A 16,668-nucleotide genomic window follows, 5' to 3' on the forward strand; every position below is an offset into this window, starting at 1 on the left:
TTCCTCGCCGGGCGCGACGCGGGCGCGGCCCTCGCCGAGCGCACCCTCCTGGCCCTCGCGGCGTCGCCACTGCGCGACCGCGACGGCGGCTTCTTCCGCTACGCGACCCGTGCCGACTGGAGCGAGCCGCACTACGAGCGGATGCTCACCGACAACGCTCAGCTGCTCGACGTCGCGAGCCGCCTGCTCGGTCGCGCGGGAGTCGGCTCCGGCGAGCTCGCTCGGGTGGCCGAGGGGGTCGCCTCCTTCGTCCTCGGGACTCTTCAGCGCCCGAGCGGCGGTTTCGCGAGCGCGCAGGACTCCGAGAGCCTCGTCGGGGGCCGGCGCTCAGAAGGCGGCTACTACCTCGCCGAGGACCGCTCGCGGCTCGCGCCGCCTCCGCTCGACGAGAAGATCGTCACGGGCTGGAACGGCCTGGCGATCGGCGCGCTCGCCCGCGCGGGCCGTGCGTTCGGGCGGGAGGAGTGGATCGTCGCGGCGGGCCGCGCCGCCGACCTCCTCCTCGATCGGCACCTCGACGAGGGACGGGTGAGCGTGCGAGCGTCGCTGGACGAGGAGGTGTCGGCGGCCCGGCCGGCGCTCGAGGATCTCGGGATGCTCGCCGGCGGACTCGTGCAGCTGGCCCTCGCGGAGGGACGGCCGCGCTACGCCATCGCCGCCCGTGCACTGATCGACGGGGCTCTCGACGCGGCCGAGGGCCCGCTCCCCTTCGCCCTGCCCGGAGGCGGCGACCGAGCGCTTGCGGCACGCGGCCTGCTCCTTGCGGCCGATCCCTCCGAGGGGGCCACTCCCTCCGGTCTCTCGGCGACCGCCGAGGCCGCATACGAGCTGTTCCTGCTGACCGGGGAGCAGCGCTATCGGGCGGCCGCGGAGGCGGTGGTCGCCGCGGTCGCTCCGGGCGCGCTTGAGCAGCCGATGGGTTTCGGCGCGGTGCTCGCCCTGGCGTCGCGGCTCGCCGAGCCCGTGCGGCAGCTGGTGCTGGTGGCCCCCGACGAGGCCGGGCTCACCGGGCTGCTGAGCGGGGCCCGGACCAGCGGGCTGGGGGTGCTGGCGGCCGTCACGGACGCGGGTGCCGGGAGTGGGCGTCCGCCGGATTCGAGTTGTTCGAGGGCCGCTCGTCGCGGGACGGGCTGCCGACCGCCTACTCCTGCGAGTCGTTCGTCTGCGCGCTGCCGACCACGCGGCTCCCGGACGCGATCGTCACGCGGTCGTGACGGCCAGCGGCGCCTCCGGGTCGGCCGCCCACTCGTTCAGCGATCCGTCGTAGACGACCGCGGTCTCGACACCGAGCACCGCGAGTGCGAGGGCGTCGGCGGTCGCCGCGATCCCACCGCCGCAGTAGAGGATGATCCGTTCGGCCTCGAGGCTCTCGCCGAAGAGCGAGCGGAGGCGCTGCGGCGGCAGCAGGGTGTTGTCCGCGCGGTCGACCAGGCGGCCGGCCGGCACGCTGCGGGAGCCGGGGAGGTGGCCCCGGCGCGGGCGACGCCCCTCTTCTCCGGTGAATTCCTTCGGCGGCACCGCGCAGACGAGAGCTCCGGGCGTCTCGCCGCGCACCACGCTCTCGACGCCCGCCTTGTCGATCCAGAGCGGTCGCTCCTCGCGGACCGTGATGCCGGGGCTCGTCCGCGGCTCGACGTGCCCGGTCTCGACCGGCCGCTCCTCGCGCCTCCAGGCGGTGAGGCCGCCGTCGAGAACCGCGACAGCGTCGTGACCGGCGGCGCGCAGCAGCCACCACAGGCGCGAGGCCCACTGGCCGACGGCGGAGTCGTAGACCACGACCGCCGAGTCGTCGTCGATGCCGAGCTCGGCCGTCGCCCGGGCGAACCGCTCGGGGTCGAGCCGGGAGAAGGGGAACGGGGCCGCAGCGTCCGAGAGCTGCTCGAGGAGGTCGCCGAAGACGGCGCCGGGCACGTGGCCCTCGAGGAGGTACTGCTCGTCGCCGCTGAGATAGCCGGGGCGCCCGTCGAAGCCGGGCACGAGCAGGACGCTCGCGTCGACCACGACGAGGTTCTCGCGGCCGAGCTGGTCGGCGAGCCACTGGGTCGAGACGATCGGCCGAGCGAGGTAGGGGGTCGAAGTGCTGCTCACCCGTCCCACGCTAGGGCGGACCGCCGACATCCGCGCCCCCCTGCGTCACGGAGCTTCATGCGCACCGGGCCGACCGCGCGGCGGTGCGTCAGCACTCGATGACGTTGACGGCCAGCCCGCCCTCGCTCGTCTCCTTGTACTTCGAGGACATGTCGATGCCGGTCTGGCGCATGGTCTCGATCACCGCGTCGAGCGAGACGCGGTGATCGCCGTCGCCGTGGAGTGCGAGCCGGGCGGCACTCACCGCGGTCGACGAGGCGATGGCGTTCCGCTCGATGCAAGGGATCTGCACCAGCCCGCCGACCGGATCGCAGGTGAGCCCGAGGTGGTGTTCCATCGCGATCTCCGCGGCGTTCTCGACCTGTCGGGGCGAGCCTCCGAGCACGGCGCAGAGCGCGCCGGCCGCCATCGCGCAGGCCGAGCCGACCTCGCCCTGGCAGCCCGCCTCCGCTCCCGAGATCGACGCATTGGTCTTGCAGAGCGAGCCGAGGGCGGTCGCCGTCAGGAGGAACCTGCGGATACCGGCGCGGTCCGCCCCCGGAACGAAGCGGAGGTAGTAGTGCGCTACCGCCGGGATGATGCCGGCGGCTCCGTTGGTGGGCGCCGTGACCACGCGCCCGCCGGCCGCGTTCTCCTCATTGACGGCCAGCGCGAACGCGTGCAGCCACTCGACCGAGGTCGCACGGGCGCGGTCGAGCGGATCCTCCTCGAAGGCCTCGAGGCGCTGACGCAGCACGGACGCGCGCCGCCGCACGCCCAGGCCGCCGGGGAGCACGCCGTCGGTCTCGAGGCCGCGCTCGACGCACGCTCCATGCGTCCCAGATGCGGTCGAGGCGGGCGTCGAGGTCGATCGCCGGATGCAGAGCCCGCTCGTTCGCGGCCGCGACATCCGCGATGCTCGAACGCGTGCGGTCGCAGGTCGCCAGCAGATCGAGCCCCGACACGAAGGGGTGCGGGTGCGGCGCGAGGGCCGCGAGTTCCGCGCGCTCTCCGGCCCTGCGGATGAAACCGCCGCCGATGGAGTAGTACGTCTCTTCCCACACCGGCAGCGCGTCCTCGCCGACCCAGACGCTGAAGGTCAGGGCGTTCGGGTGCTCCGGCAGGCGGGTGCGGGGCTCGAAGACGATGTCGTCGCGGGTCATCGCAAGGCTCTGCTCGCCCGCCAGCAGGATCGCGCCGTCCTCGCCGAGCCGCTGCCACGCTCCGCGCACCCGGTCGGGTTCGCAGGTCTCCGGGTCGAGCCCTGAGAGTCCGGCGACGACGGCGTCGGGAGTCCCGTGGCCGATCCCGGTGGAGCCCAGCGAACCGTAGAGCGTGCAGCCCACCCGGGTCACTCGCCCGAGGAACCCGGCCTCGCGGACCCGCTCGGCGAGGGCGAGCGCCGCGCGCATCGGCCCGACGGTGTGGGAGCTGGACGGGCCGATCCCGACGCTGAACAGGTCCAGGACGGAGACGTAGGCACTCATCCACTGAGAGTACGCCCGGGTCGGGGACGGCGCGGGGCGCAGCGGAGGGGGCGGGCGCCGTGACGGGCGCCCGCCCCCTCGAGCCGGTGGTCAGGAGGAGCTCAGCGCTCCGCCCGGGTCACCACTCGCAGTGCACGTGGTCCGAGTGGCCGGGGTCACCGGGGCCGAGCGTGAGCGTCGCGCCCAAGGCCGAGCACGCGTTCTGCACGGCCGTGTGGTCCGCACCGCCCGAGACCGTCACTCCGTCGATGCGGTCGATGTCGACCGCGTGCCCCGTGTAGTGGCGCGAGGTGCTGGAGTGGTCCTCACCGGCGATCGAGGTGACGCGGAGGTCGAAGCCGTACTCGGTGTTCAGCGCGAGCAGGCCGTCGAGCATCGCGGGATCCAGGGCCACGTCGGTCACGCCGACATCGCCGAAGGGGCTCGTCTTCGCGGGCTGTCCCGCCGCGGTGTCGCGGACGTTGGACAGCGAGCTCGAGGCCTTGTCGTCGCCGAGTTCGTACAGCTCGATTCCCGGGTTGTCGAGGATCGCCTGGGCGGTGGCGGCCGCGCCGCCGCTCGGCGGGGGAGTGGTGCCTCCGCCGGTGCCCGCGATCAGCGCCTTCCAGGTGGCCGGCCCGACGATCCCGTCGGCCGTCAGGCCTGCAGAGCCCTGGAAGCTCGTCACGGCGGAGGCGGTACCCGCCCCGAAGACGCCGTCGACGGCGAGCGAGGAGCCGTTCGCGTTCAGCTGAGTCTGCGCGGCGCGCACGGCATCACCCGAGGACCCGCTCTGGACGGTCACGGTGAGGGCGCCCCAGGTCGCCTGGCCGATCACGCCGTCAGCGGCGAGCCCCTTCGCGGACTGGAAGGCCGTCACGGCGGCCGCCGTCCCCGGCCCGAAGGCACCGTCGACATCGAGCGACTGCCCGGAGCCGCGGAGCAGGTACTGCGCCGTCGTCACATCGTCGCCCGTGGAACCGGAGGAGAGCACCGGCCAGTCGGCGGCCTGGGCGCTCGCGGTCCCTCCGGCGACGAAGCCGACGGCGAGCAGGAGTGCGGTGACGATCGCGAGGACGCGGGCTCGGAGCTGCGCCCTCCAGCGGTCGTCGCCTCGGTGGTCGTGGTGCCCGTGGTCGTGGTGCCCGTGGTCATCATGGTCATGGTTCTCATCCCTCGCTCGCGACGGCCTCACGGGCCAGGGTCTCCCACTGGGCGTAGGCGTCCGGATAGGCGGAGACCTGCACCGCCTGCGCGGCCTGGGTCACCGACAGAGACTGCCAGTCCGGCACGTCGAGCAGCCCTCTGTTGCTCGTCGGGCTGTTCGCCGCGCCGTAGAACGCACGCGACGCGTACACCGGGTCGACCAGCTCCGAGGCGCTGCCCCAGCCGGCCGAGGGCCGCTGCTGGAAGAGCCCGACCGAGTCGCGATCGCCGCCCGTGAGGTTGCGCAGGCGCGACTCCTGCATCGCCGTGGCGATGGCGATCACCCAGCCGTACTCGGGGACGCCTGCGGCCTTGCCCTCGGCGATGATCGTGCGGACGTTCGAGAGCTGTTCGTCGCTCAGGGTGGCGAAGGTCTCACCCGGCTGGCCGGGCTCGGGAGTCGTCCCCGAGCCGGATCCGACGAGCGACTGCCAGGTCTGCGGTCCGGCGACGCCGTCGACCGTGAGCCCGGCTGCCGACTGGAAGCTCTCGACGGCGGCGCGCGTCGCAGCTCCGAACTGGCCGTCGACGGTCAGGCCCGCGCCGGTCTTGTTCAGCTGCACCTGGAGCGCCGTGACCGCGTCGCCGGAGTCTCCGGAGGACACCGTCGTGATGAGCGCCGACCACGTCTGCTCGCCGACGATCCCGTCGGCCGAGAGTCCGCGGGCACTCTGGAAGGCGGTGACCGCGGCGGCCGTGCCGCTGCCGAAGATCCCGTCGGCGTCGACCGGCTGCCCGGCGGCCGTCAGCAGGTGTTGGAGCGTGCGCACATTGGCGCTGTTCTCGCCCTGCGCGACGACGGGCCAGGCGGCCGCGGCGGCCGAGACGGCGGACACCTGCGCGGGGGCGGCGAACGCCATCGGCGCTGTGGCCAGCGATCCGAAGGCCAGAGCGCCGCACGCGACTCCGGCGATCAGCAGGCGGCCCCGCGGGCGGCGGGACTCGTGTGCGGTGAAGTCGGGGGTGGAAGTGGACTGTCTCATCGTTCGTACACCTCTTCATGGCCGTGATGCGGCCGGATTCGTTGTCACGATCTGGAGAGTCGTTTCTCCTTGCCCTTCAGGCCTACTCCTGCGCGTCGCCGGTCCGACGGCTTTGGGATGCAGCATCCAGAGAGCGTCCACGCAATGCGGAGGCGTCTCCGTCGCGCGGGGGAGGTGGGCGCGTGCTCCGCGCGCCAGACTGCGCCCACGTCCGGTAGTGGCGACACGCCCGGCTTGCCCGCGACACGCCCGGGCTGCTAGTTTCGCCGGGCGCACCGCCGGAGTGCGCGATCGACACCTGGAGGGAGCGCGCCGTGCACCAGTACCGCAGCATGCCGCTCCCGGCTGACCGTCGGCTCCAGCCGATGATCGAGCGCTCGAAGCGCTCGCAGGCAGAACTCCAGCCCGTCGTCCGGCACCCTTAGCACCCGCCGAGGGCCCCGGACGACATACGTTTGAGGACCCTTCCCGCCCGCGCTCCTCTGCAGGGGAGGCGACGCACGACCGGTCCGCGGCATCCCGCCGCATGGAACGCGTCTCCACCCCAACCCCGGCGACCGCCGGAACCTCATCGGAGGAAGGACCATGCAGAGGATCACCGATCGACTCGTCTCCTGGGCGAGCATCCTGGACGACAACGCACGCGAGCAGGCCCTCACGGCCTCCCGCATGCCGTTCGTCTTCCCCCACCTGGCACTCATGCCCGACGCCCACCTCGGACTCGGCGCGACCGTCGGCTCCGTCATCCCGACGGACGCTGCGATCATCCCGGCCGCCGTCGGCGTCGACATCGGCTGCGGCATGATCGCCGTGCGGACCCGCTTCACCCGCGACGACCTCACGGGCCGCGACCTCGGCGAGCTCCGGCAGCAGATCGAACGCGCCGTCCCCCTCTCGGCCGGCGCCGCCAACCGGAGGGTCGTCGCCACCGCCGAACCGCGCATCGCGGAGCTGGAGGTACTCGCCGCCCGGGCCGGCGTCGATCCCGACAGCCGCGCGAAGCACTGGCGGCTCCAGGTGGGCACACTCGGCAGCGGCAACCACTTCATCGAGGTGAGCGTCGACGAGACGGACACCGTCTGGCTGTTCCTGCACTCGGGGTCCCGCGGAGTCGGCAACCGGATCGCGACCGCGCACATCCGAGTCGCCCGCGAATACTGCGCGCGCCACTGGATCACCCTGCCCGACTCCGACCTCGCCTACCTCGTCGAGGGCACAGCCGAATTCGACCGCTACATCGCCGAGCTGCGCTGGGCACAGCACTTCGCCCTGCTGAACCGCGAGGAGATGATGGACCGCGTCGTCCGGCAGCTCTCCGAGTGGCTCGGCCGCGAGGTGGAGGAGGCGGAGCGGATCAACTGCCACCACAACTTCACCGAGAAGGAGCGGCACTGGGGCCGGGACGTATGGGTCAGCCGGAAGGGCGCAATCCAGGCGGATGCGGGGCGGCCGGGGCTCATCCCCGGGTCGATGGGGACCGCGTCGTACGTGGTGGTCGGCCGGGGGAACGCGCTCTCGCTGAACTCCTCGCCGCACGGAGCCGGTCGAGAGTACTCACGGTCCGCCGCGCGCCGCACCTTCACCCGGGATCAGCTCCGGGAGGCGATGGAGGGGATCGAGTACCGCGACACCGACGCCTTCATCGACGAGATCCCTGCGGCCTACAAGCCGATCGACCGGGTGCTGGCCGACGCGGCCGACCTGGTGGAGGTGCGACACACCCTCCGCCAGCTCGTGAATGTGAAGGGCGACTGATCCCTGCCGCGAGATGCCACTTGTGTACGCGACACGCCGGGAGAGGCGTGCACAAGTGGCATCTCGCGGAGATGGACCTAGCGCAGCGTCTTGCGGGCCGAGATCTGGCCGGTGTCGAAGCCCAGCAGGTGCAGCCCGCCGTGGAACCGGGCGTGCTCGACCTTGATGCAGCGGTCCATCACCACGGTCAGGCCCTTCGACTCGCCGTACTCGGCCGCCTCCTGATTCCAGATGCCCAGCTGCACCCACACCGTGGGCGCGCCGATCGCGAGCACATCGTCGATCACCGAGGGGATGTCGCTCGCTCTGCGGAAGACGTCGACGATGTCGGGGACCACCGGGAGATCGGCGAGGCTGCGGTAGACCGGCTGCCCCAGGATCTCGGTGGCGTTCGGGTTCACGAAGTACAGCTCGTAGTCGCTCGACTGCTGCAGGTAGGTGGCGACGAAGTAGGAGGAGCGCGCCGGGTTGGGCGAGGCTCCCACGATCGCGACGGTCTTCGCCCGCCGGAGGATGTCCAGGCGCGCCCGCGCGTCGGGGCCGACCCACGTGCGTTGCGACCGCAGAGTCTTCGCGAGAGGAGAGTCGGCGGGGACGGAGCAGCTCAGCCCGTTGGAGAGCTGGACGACGGTCTCGGTGGTGCTCATGCTCAGACCTCCACGGCCGGGGTGTGCAGGGTGGTCGTCGTGTCGGCGGGCAGCTCGGTGGGAGCCTCCGGGGTGCCGTGCTTCTCGAGCGCGCGGTCGAGTGCCTGATCGAGGTCGTAGATGATGTCGTCCGCGTCCTCGATGCCGACGGACAGGCGGACGAGGCCCGGCAGGACGCCCGCGTGCAGCAGCTGCTCCTCGGTGAGCTGCGCGTGGGTCGTCGAGGCGGGATGGATGACCAGCGTCTTCGCATCGCCGATGTTGGCCAGGTGGCTGGCGAGGTCGACCGACTCGATGAAGGTCTGACCGACTGCGCGGCCGCCCTTCACGACGAAGCTGAACACCGAGCCCGGACCCTTCGGCAGGTACTTCTGCGCGCGGTCGTGGTGCGGGTGTCCGGAGAGGCCCGCCCAGTAGACCGCCTCGATGCGGGGATCGGTGTCGAGCCACTCGGCGACGCGGCGGGCGTTGTCGACGTGCGCCTGGATCCGGTACGGCAGTGTCTCGACGCCCTGCGCGAGCAGGAACGCCGAGTGCGGGGCCAGGACCGGCCCGATGTCGCGCAGCTGTTCGGCGCGCAGCCGGGTGAGGAAGCCGTACTCACCGAAGTTGCCGTCCCACGACAGGTCTCCGTAGGAGGCGACCGGGTCGTGCAGCAGCGGGAACTTCTCGCGGGAGTAGTGGAACCGCCCCGATTCGACGACGACACCGCCGAGCGTGGTGCCGTGCCCGCCGAGGAACTTCGTGGCCGAGTGGATGACGATGTCGGCGCCCCACTCGATGGGACGCACGAGATAGGGGGTCGCGACCGTCGAGTCGATGATCAGCGGGATGCCTGCGGCGTGCGCGACGGCGGCGAGACCCTCGATGTCGGCGATCTCGCCGGAGGGGTTCGCGATCGTCTCGGCGTAGAGCACCTTGGTTGCGGGGGTGATCGCGGCCGCGTAATCGGCCGGGTCGCTCGAGCGCACGAAGGTGGTGTCGACTCCGAAGCGCCGCAGGGTCACGTCGAGCTGGGTGATCGAGCCGCCGTAGAGGTTGGCGGAGGAGACGACGTGGTCGCCCGCTCCCACCAGCGCCGCGAAGGTGATGAACTGCGCCGAGAGCCCGGAGGCGGTGGCGACGGCACCGAGCCCGCCCTCAAGGCTGGCCACCCGCTCCTCGAACGAGGCGACGGTGGGGTTCGAGAGGCGTGAGTAGACGTTGCCGTACTTCTGCAGCGCGAACCGCGCGGCCGCATCGGAGGTGTCGTCGAAGACGAACGCGCTCGTCTGGTAAATCGGCAGCGCCCGCGCCCCCGTCACCGGGTCGGGGATGTTCCCCGCGTGGATTGCCCGCGTCTTGAAGCCGTACTCGCGATCTGCCATGCGATCGACGGTAGCGGTCAGCATCGACATGGTCGTGCCGCTCGGACGCATCCCGTAACAGAGCGGATCCCGTCGCCCGCCGTGCCGCTCAGAGCGCGAGCTGCACCGCTGCCAGCCCCATCGCTGCGATCGCCGCCCACGAGACCAGCGCCACGATCAGCGCCCGCCAGCCCGTGGCCAAAAGCGCTCGCACCCGCACCGCACTGCCGAGCGCGAAGAGAGCCGCCGCGAGGAGCCATGTCTGCGCCGTGTCGGCTGCGGCGAGGAGTCCGTCCGGCAGCGGCAGGACGGTCCGCAGCAGCACCGCCGCGAGGAACCCGACCACGAACAGCGGCACGATCGCGGGTCGCGACCCTCCCTCCTCCCCACCTCGGCGGGTGACGGCCGCGGCCACCGCCACCATCGGCGCGAGCAGCACCACGCGGGTCAGCTTCACCACGACCGCGACCGCCAGGGCGGAGGCGCCGGCGACCTGCGCCGTCGCGACCACCTGGCCCACATCGTGCACGGAGGCACCCACCCAGTGGCCGAACTGCACATCCGAGAGCCCGAGCGGCTGCTGCAGCGCCGGGAGCACCGCGATCGCGAGTGTGCCGCAGAGGGTGACCAGCGCGACGGGAGTCGCCTGCTCCTGGTCCCTCGCCCGGGTCGCTCCGGCCATCGCCCCGATCGCGGAGGCTCCGCAGATCGAGAAGCCGGCCGCGAGGAGCACCGGCTCGCGCCCGGGTAGCCGCAGCGCGTGGCCGAGGGCCCAGGTGAGGGCGAAGGTGGCGACCACGATCCCGACGACGACCGCGATCGCTTCCCAGCCCAGGGCCGCGATGTCGAGGAGCGAGAGCTTGAGCCCGAGGAGCACGATGCCCGTTCGCATCAGCGTGCGTGACGAGGTCTTCAGGCCCGGCGCGAGCGCTCCTCCCAGGAGCGGGCGGGCCGCCGGCAGCTGCGCGACGAGGATCCCGAGCACCACCGCCGCCGTGAGCATCGGCACGGCGGGCACAGCTGTGTGCACCAGGGCGGCGACGACCGCCGCGAGTGCGCAGGCCGCGACTCCCGGGCCCAGCCGCCCGATCAGACCCACGAGGGCAGCCACATGTGCGCCTGCCAGAACGAGAAGGATGTCTGATGCCCCGTCCACAGCGGGAGGAAGTAGGCCGTGAGCGCCGCGGCGGCGACTCCGAACACGAGCACCAGCAGGATCCCGCGGGTGCGCCTCCTGCGCTCGTCTCCCGGCCTGCCGATCACGATCCCCGCCGTCAGCGCCAGCGCCAGCATCATGTACGGCTCGAACACCACGCAGTAGAACTGGAACACCGTGCGGTCGAGGTAGAGCAGCCACGGCAGGTAGCCGGCGACGATCCCCATCAGCACGAAGCCGGCCCGCCACTCGCGGTAGCGGGCGAGGCGGTAGAGGAGGTACGCGAGCGCGAGCACGCCGGCGTACCAGATCAGCGGATTCGCGACGGAGGTGATCGCCTCGTCGCAGCGTCCGGCGGTGCAGCCGTCGACTCCGCCCGCCTGGTCGACGAAGTACATGCTGGTCGGCCGGAGCATCAACAGCCAGGTCAGCGGGTTCGCCTCGTACGGGTGCGAGGCGCGCAGATTGATCGAGTAGTCGTACATCTGCACGTGGTAGTGCCAGAGGCTCTGAGCCCAGTGCGGCACCCAGGCCAGGGCGCCGGTCCAGGCGTTGCCCGGCGCCTCCGTCGCCCAGTCGCGCGCCCAGCCGCCGCTGGTCCGGAGCCACCCCATCCAGGTGCCCACGTAGGCGACCAGGGCGATCGGCACGACCAGGAGGAAGGTCACCGGACCTTGCTTGAGGATCGCCCCGCTCGCCCAGAACGGCACGCCCGCGCGGCGGCGCAGAAGCGCATCCACGACCACCGCGTAGAGCCCGTAGGCCGCGAGGAAGTACACCCCCGTCCACTTCACTCCCGCGGCCAGCCCGAACAGCAGCCCCGCGACGAGCAGCCACGGCCGCCACCACAGGACGGGCCCCCAGCTCGGGAGGGTCCCCGCCGCCACCTTCCGCGCGAGCTGGAGCTCGGCCCAGCTCCGGTCGAGCAGCACGGCCGCCACACCGCACAGGGCGACGAACATCAGGATCCCGTCGAGCAGCGAGACCCGCGACATCACGATCGCGTGCCCGTCGATGGCGAGGAGCAGGCCTGCCAGGGAGGCGAGGGCGGTGGAGCGGAACAGCAGTCGGCCGATCGCGATCACGAGCGCGACGGCGAGGATCCCGACGATCGCGGTCGAGAGGCGCCAGCCCACGCTGTCGTCGGCTCCGAGCGCGCCCATCCCGAGCCCGATGATCCACTTGCCCAGCGGAGGATGGACGACGAACGAGGGTGCGCCGGTGAAGGTGTCGACGTCGCCGGCCGCGAAGCCCGAGTCCGGGCTCTCGGGCCAGGCGCCCTCGAAGCCCAGGTTCCAGAGCGTCCAGGCGTCCTTGACGTAGAACGTCTCGTCGAAGACGAGCGAACGCGGGTGGCCGAGGTTCCACAGCCGCAGCACCGCGGCCAGCGCCACCACGACGAGTGGTAGACCCAGCTCGTAGAGCCGACGGCGGGCGGGGGAGGCGACGAGGCGCGTGTGCAGGTCGTCGAACCAGGATCCGCGCGGCACGTCGGGGGAGGGCGTCCGCTCGCGCGGCGCTGCCGCCTCCGCAGGCTCGACCGGGACGGAGCGCGTCGACCCGGCGGCGTCGAGGAGCAGATCGTCGAAGTCGCGCTGCGGTCGGTCCGTCACCCGGCCATGCTAACCGCGCGTCCCCGCGCCGCCGGCCGCTACTGCGCCGCGTGCGCGGAACCGAGGTCCGAACGGCGGGAAGCCCCCGTCCCCGGCCGCCTCCGCATGCCCGAACTCGAGGGCGGACCCGCTCGGTCCGGCCGTCGCACCGAGGGATGCGGAGCGGCGCCCTGGGAGACTGGCCCCATGATCATCCTCGCCGGCACGCCTATCGGAAACCTCGGCGACGCCTCCCGCAGGCTCGTGGAGGCGCTCTCCTCCGCCCGCCACATCGCCGCCGAGGACACCCGCGTGACGATCCAACTCCTTCGCGCACTGGGGGTCGAGAACCGCCCCGCGCTCTACGCGCTGCACGACCACAACGAGCGCGAGCGCGCCGCCGAGCTGGTAGAGCTCGCCCGCGAGGAGGACCTCCTGGTGCTCAGCGACGCGGGCATGCCGACCGTCTCCGACCCGGGGTACCACCTCGTGGAGGCGGCCGTGGCGGCCGGAGTCGCCGTGACGGCGCTCCCCGGCCCCTCGGCAGTGCTGATGGCGCTCGCCGTCTCCGGCCTGCCGACCGACCGGTTCAGCTTCGAGGGCTTCCTGCCGCGCCGTCACGGCGAGCGCGTCTCGACCTTCCGCAGTGTCGCCGACGAACGCCGCACCATGGTCTTCTTTGAGTCGCCGCACCGCATCGGCGACGCGCTCGCCGACCTGGTCGAGGCGATGGGCCCCGAGCGTCGCGTGGTGGTCTGCCGCGAGCTGACCAAGATGTTCGAGGAGGTGCGCCGCGGCACCGCCGCCGAGCTCGCGGAGTGGGCGGCGGGCGGGCTGCGCGGCGAGATCTGCCTGGTCGTCGAGGGCGCTCCTGTCCGCGAGGCCTCGCTCGAGGACGCGCTGGTCGACGTGCTCGCCCGCGTCTCCGCCGGCTCGCGCCTGAAGGAGGCGTCGGCCGAGGTCGCCGAGATCACCGGACTCTCGCGCCGCGCGCTCTACGAGGCGGCGCTCGCCTCCCGGCGCGGCTGACGCCCGCTCAGGCGCAGGTGCCCTCCCGGCGGAACGAGTCGTCGGAGGTGTCGCTCTGGCTGACGTCCGTGCCCAGCCCGCCCGAGGCTGTGGTGACCGGGCTGGACGCGGTGGCCGACGCATCCGTGACCGAGGCGAGCTCGATGCGCAGCACGGAGCCCGGAGCCACGGGCTCGGTGGTGAACCAGTAGGCGAAACCGCTCGTGGACCGGGTGTCCACGCCGCCCAGCCGCATCGTGGTCGGAGCGCCGTCGATCGTCGCGGACGCGACCGACACTGCGGTGACGAAGCGGGTGTCGAAGGAGTAGTACACCTGCGTCCCGGTCGGCACGGCGTTCGCTCCGGTGCTGGTGACGACCAACGCGCTCACGGAGGGGTAGGTGCAGCTCCCGGTCGTGAGAGAGGCCCACTCGGCACTGATCGCGCCGTTCCACGGGACGACCGTGCCCACCTCCGCCGACCACGAGATCGAGTCGTTCGAGGGATCGGCGTCTGCGCCGGCCGGCGAGGAGAGCGAGAAGGAGTGCGGGGTCAGGTCCGGGAACGCCGCCCGGAGGTCGTGGATCGCGGAGGCGTCCTCCTGGGTGAGGACCCGGTCGAACCGCGGGGAGAACAGGACGGTGGCCCCGGCCGGGATCGGCACCGAGATCACGGCGGTGAATGTGGAGCGGTTGCCCTCGACGACGGGCCCGCTGATCGCGATCGCGCTCGCGGGGATGTCCGAGCCGTCGGCCACCCTCAGGGACGGGGAGCCGAGGACACGGTCGTCCGAGCGCATGACCACGACCGTCCCGGCCGGCGCGGCGTCGGGCCCGGCGTTGCGGACGGTCGGCGAGAAGAAGGAGTTGTAGCGCAGGTACTGGGTGCGGTCGTCGTTGTACCAGGATCCGTCGTCGCCCGAGAAGTTCTGCATCTGCAGGTCGAAGCGCGCGGCCGCGCTCGCGGCGGCGGCGGGAGTCGCGGTGGCGAGAGCGATGACCGGCAGGGTCCAGGCGGCGGCGAGGGCGGTGCGCCGGCGCAGCAGCGGATCGGTCGAGGTGGGCGCGGCGTGCGTCATGGGAGTCTCCGTCTCGAGCGGCGTCGTGGATGCGACCAGGCTAGGAGGCCCGCTGAGCAGACGTCATGTCCCGCGACATGGTGTCGCTCGGTCGAGCAGAGGTGGCTACCCGGCAGCCGCGGTCGCTCCCGTCACACGGGAGGCGGCGACTCGCGCGAACCATAGGATGGTCGCCATGTCCGACGGCGCCTCCTTCTATCTCACGACCCCGATCTTCTACGTGAACGACGTCCCGCACATCGGGCACGCGTACACCGAGGTCGCCGCCGACGTCCTCACCCGCTGGCACCGGCAGGCCGGAGACGACACCTGGCTGCTGACCGGCACCGACGAGCACGGCCAGAAGATCCTCCGCACCGCCACCGCGAACGGCACGACTCCCAAGGAGTGGGCCGACCGCCTCGTCGCGACCGCTTGGCAGCCGCTGCTCGAGACGATCGACATCGCGAACGACGACTTCATCCGCACCACGGACGCGCGGCACGAGGTCAATGTCCAGAAGTTCCTCCAGAAGCTCTACGACGAGGACGCGATCTACACGGGTGAGTACGAGGGCTACTACTGCGTCGGCTGCGAGGAGTACAAGCAGCCGTCCGACCTCGAGGAGGGCGCCGGCGACTACGCCGGCCAGTACGTCTGCAAGATCCACTCCAAGCCGGTCGAGCTGCTCAGCGAGAAGAACTACTTCTTCAAGATGAGCGAGTACACCGAGCGCCTGCTCGCCCTCTACGAGGAGCGTCCCGACTTCGTGCAGCCCGAGTCGGCGCGCAACGAGGTCGTCAGCTTCGTGCGCCAGGGCCTCGCCGACCTGTCGATCTCGCGCTCGAGCTTCGACTGGGGCGTGAAAGTGCCGTGGGACGACTCCCACGTCGTGTACGTCTGGTTCGACGCGCTGCTCAACTACATCACCGCCGTCGGTTACGGCCAGGACGAGACCGAGTTCGCGCGCCGCTGGCCCGCGACGCACATCGTCGGCAAGGACATCCTCCGCTTCCACGCGGTGATCTGGCCGGCCATGCTCATGGCCGCCGGGCTCGACGTGCCCCAGCAGGTCTTCGGGCACGGCTGGCTGCTCGTCGGCGGCGAGAAGATGTCGAAGTCGAAGCTCACCGGCATCGCGCCCGAGCAGATCACCGACACTTTCGGCTCCGACGCGTTCCGCTACTACTTCCTGCGGGCGATCACCTTCGGCCAGGACGGCTCGTTCTCGTGGGAGGACCTGTCGGCGCGCTACCAGTCCGAGCTCGCCAACGGCTTCGGCAACCTCGCCTCCCGTGTCATCGCGATGCTGCACCGCTACTACGAGGGAGTCGTGCCCGAGCCGGGCGCGCTCACCGCCTCGGAGGAGCGCATCCAGCGCACCGTCGCCGAGGCCGTCGTCTCGGCCGACCGGTCGATCGAGGCGCTCGCGATCCACGACGCCATCACCGCCGTCTGGAGCATCGTCGAGGAACTCAACGGCTACATCACCGAGCAGGAGCCGTGGGCGCTCGCCAAGCGCGGCGACCGCGAGCGTCTGGGCACCGTGCTCTACACCGCGACGGAGGGGCTGCGGGCGCTCACCGTGCTGCTGTCGCCGGTCGTTCCTCGGGCGACGACCGCCCTGTGGGAGGCGCTGGGCGTCGCGGAGTCGCTGGGCGCGCTCACCGCGCAGCCCCTGCGCGAGGCGGGTCGCTGGGGCATCCTTCCCGTCGGCACGGCCGTCGGCGCCCTCGCGCCGCTCTTCCCGCGGATCGAGGCGCCGGCCGCCTGAGCGTCCGCTCCTCGAGCGGTGCTGTCGCATCGCGGGGTCGAAGCTGAGGCCCTCTGTGCGCCGGAGGAGCGGCGACATCCGCGCTCCTCATCGGAGACCGTATGCCTGTCGGGTCGCAGCGGAGTGGTGGTGCGTCCGGCTCCGTCCCGTGGACATGTCAGTCATCGCTGTATAGTCACTGCATGCTGACCAGTGCCTCCCGTCTCGACGTCATGAACCGCTTGGGTCGGGCGATGGCGGATCCGACGCGCTCGCGGATTCTGCTGTCCCTGATCGAGCAGCCCGGGCATCCCGGCGAGCTGGCGCAGACTCTCGGGTTGACGCGCTCGAACGTGTCGAATCACCTGACGTGCCTGCGAGGATGCGGCATCGTCGTGGCGATCCCGGAGGGGCGCGGCACTCGCTACGAGATCGCGGATCCGCATCTGTCGAAGGCGTTGACGTCGATGGTCGATGTGGTGCTCGCGGTCGATGACGGCGTGGAGTGCGCGGACGAGGACTGCGATGTCCCGCTGTGCTGCGGGGTGTCCGAGTGAGCGCGGAGTGCTGCGGTGGGGACGAGCCGGCCGCCCCGCGCCGCGCACTCGTGATGCGGTCGCCCCGCGCGGTGG

The 16,668-nt window shown here is 71.9% G+C and carries 12 protein-coding genes and 1 pseudogene; 4 read left to right on the forward strand and 9 right to left on the reverse strand.

The annotated features are described in order from the left end of the window. Nucleotides 1–1,200: 1,200 nt before the first annotated feature. The 4 genes and pseudogenes from ACH61_RS09460 to ACH61_RS09475 all read right to left on the reverse strand — a co-directional run bounded on the left by ACH61_RS09460 (nt 1,201) and on the right by ACH61_RS09475 (nt 5,722). Nucleotides 1,201–2,088, reverse strand: a complete 888-nt coding sequence (locus ACH61_RS09460) for a sulfurtransferase (protein ID WP_158286076.1) — start codon at nt 2,086–2,088, stop codon at nt 1,201–1,203. Between the two features lie 88 nt (nt 2,089–2,176). Beyond that, nucleotides 2,177–3,554 (reverse strand): annotated as a pseudogene (locus tag ACH61_RS09465) (L-serine ammonia-lyase). A gap of 118 nt (nt 3,555–3,672) precedes the next feature. Further along, entirely contained in the window at nt 3,673–4,728 is a 1,056-nt protein-coding gene (locus ACH61_RS17940; RefSeq protein WP_236713616.1) for a peptidoglycan-binding protein, read from the reverse strand. Beyond that, nucleotides 4,703–5,722: a peptidoglycan-binding domain-containing protein gene (locus tag ACH61_RS09475; protein ID WP_082845163.1), complete on the reverse strand. Its 1,020-nt coding sequence runs from the start codon at nt 5,720–5,722 to the stop codon at nt 4,703–4,705. The genes ACH61_RS17940 and ACH61_RS09475 overlap by 26 nt, the downstream gene beginning before the upstream one ends. A gap of 585 nt (nt 5,723–6,307) precedes the next feature. Between ACH61_RS09475 and ACH61_RS09480 the strand changes: the two genes are divergently transcribed. Beyond that, a complete protein-coding gene (locus tag ACH61_RS09480) occupies nt 6,308–7,477 on the forward strand; it encodes an RtcB family protein (RefSeq protein ID WP_068211533.1) in 1,170 nt (389 codons plus the stop codon). 77 nt (nt 7,478–7,554) lie between these two features. On the opposite strand, the gene ACH61_RS09485 is transcribed toward ACH61_RS09480, so the two are convergent. The 4 genes from ACH61_RS09485 to ACH61_RS09500 all read right to left on the reverse strand — a co-directional run bounded on the left by ACH61_RS09485 (nt 7,555) and on the right by ACH61_RS09500 (nt 12,239). Further along, entirely contained in the window at nt 7,555–8,124 is a 570-nt protein-coding gene (locus ACH61_RS09485) for a CoA-binding protein (RefSeq protein ID WP_068211541.1), read from the reverse strand. Nucleotides 8,125–8,126: 2 nt separating this feature from the next. Continuing rightward, nucleotides 8,127–9,491, reverse strand: a complete 1,365-nt coding sequence (locus ACH61_RS09490) for an O-acetylhomoserine aminocarboxypropyltransferase/cysteine synthase family protein (protein WP_082845164.1) — start codon at nt 9,489–9,491, stop codon at nt 8,127–8,129. An 88-nt stretch (nt 9,492–9,579) separates the two neighbouring features. Further along, the gene (locus ACH61_RS09495; protein WP_068211545.1) at nt 9,580–10,581 is read right to left on the reverse strand and encodes a YeiH family protein; all 1,002 of its coding nucleotides are present in this window, start codon (nt 10,579–10,581) and stop codon (nt 9,580–9,582) included. Next, nucleotides 10,560–12,239 carry a dolichyl-phosphate-mannose--protein mannosyltransferase gene (locus ACH61_RS09500; RefSeq protein WP_236713617.1) on the reverse strand — a complete coding sequence of 560 codons (1,680 nt, stop codon included), beginning with the start codon at nt 12,237–12,239 and terminating at the stop codon, nt 10,560–10,562. The genes ACH61_RS09495 and ACH61_RS09500 overlap by 22 nt, the downstream gene beginning before the upstream one ends. 186 nt (nt 12,240–12,425) lie before the next feature. Between ACH61_RS09500 and rsmI the strand changes: the two genes are divergently transcribed. Beyond that, entirely contained in the window at nt 12,426–13,247 is an 822-nt protein-coding gene (gene rsmI / locus ACH61_RS09505; protein ID WP_068211548.1) for a 16S rRNA (cytidine(1402)-2'-O)-methyltransferase, read from the forward strand. A gap of 7 nt (nt 13,248–13,254) precedes the next feature. Here rsmI and ACH61_RS09510 read toward each other — a convergent pair whose 3' ends face one another. Further along, entirely contained in the window at nt 13,255–14,304 is a 1,050-nt protein-coding gene (locus ACH61_RS09510) for a hypothetical protein (RefSeq protein ID WP_068211551.1), read from the reverse strand. A 175-nt stretch (nt 14,305–14,479) separates the two neighbouring features. On the opposite strand from ACH61_RS09510, the gene metG reads away from it, so the two are divergent. Further along, nucleotides 14,480–16,057 carry a methionine--tRNA ligase gene (gene metG, locus ACH61_RS09515; RefSeq protein WP_068211553.1) on the forward strand — a complete coding sequence of 526 codons (1,578 nt, stop codon included), beginning with the start codon at nt 14,480–14,482 and terminating at the stop codon, nt 16,055–16,057. A 182-nt stretch (nt 16,058–16,239) separates the two neighbouring features. Beyond that, nucleotides 16,240–16,593 carry a Cd(II)/Pb(II)-sensing metalloregulatory transcriptional regulator CmtR gene (gene cmtR / locus ACH61_RS09520; RefSeq protein WP_068211556.1) on the forward strand — a complete coding sequence of 118 codons (354 nt, stop codon included), beginning with the start codon at nt 16,240–16,242 and terminating at the stop codon, nt 16,591–16,593. Nucleotides 16,594–16,668: the final 75 nt, after the last annotated feature.

Source organism: Rathayibacter tanaceti, assembly GCF_001634385.1.
Lineage (GTDB): Bacteria > Actinomycetota > Actinomycetes > Actinomycetales > Microbacteriaceae > Rathayibacter > Rathayibacter tanaceti.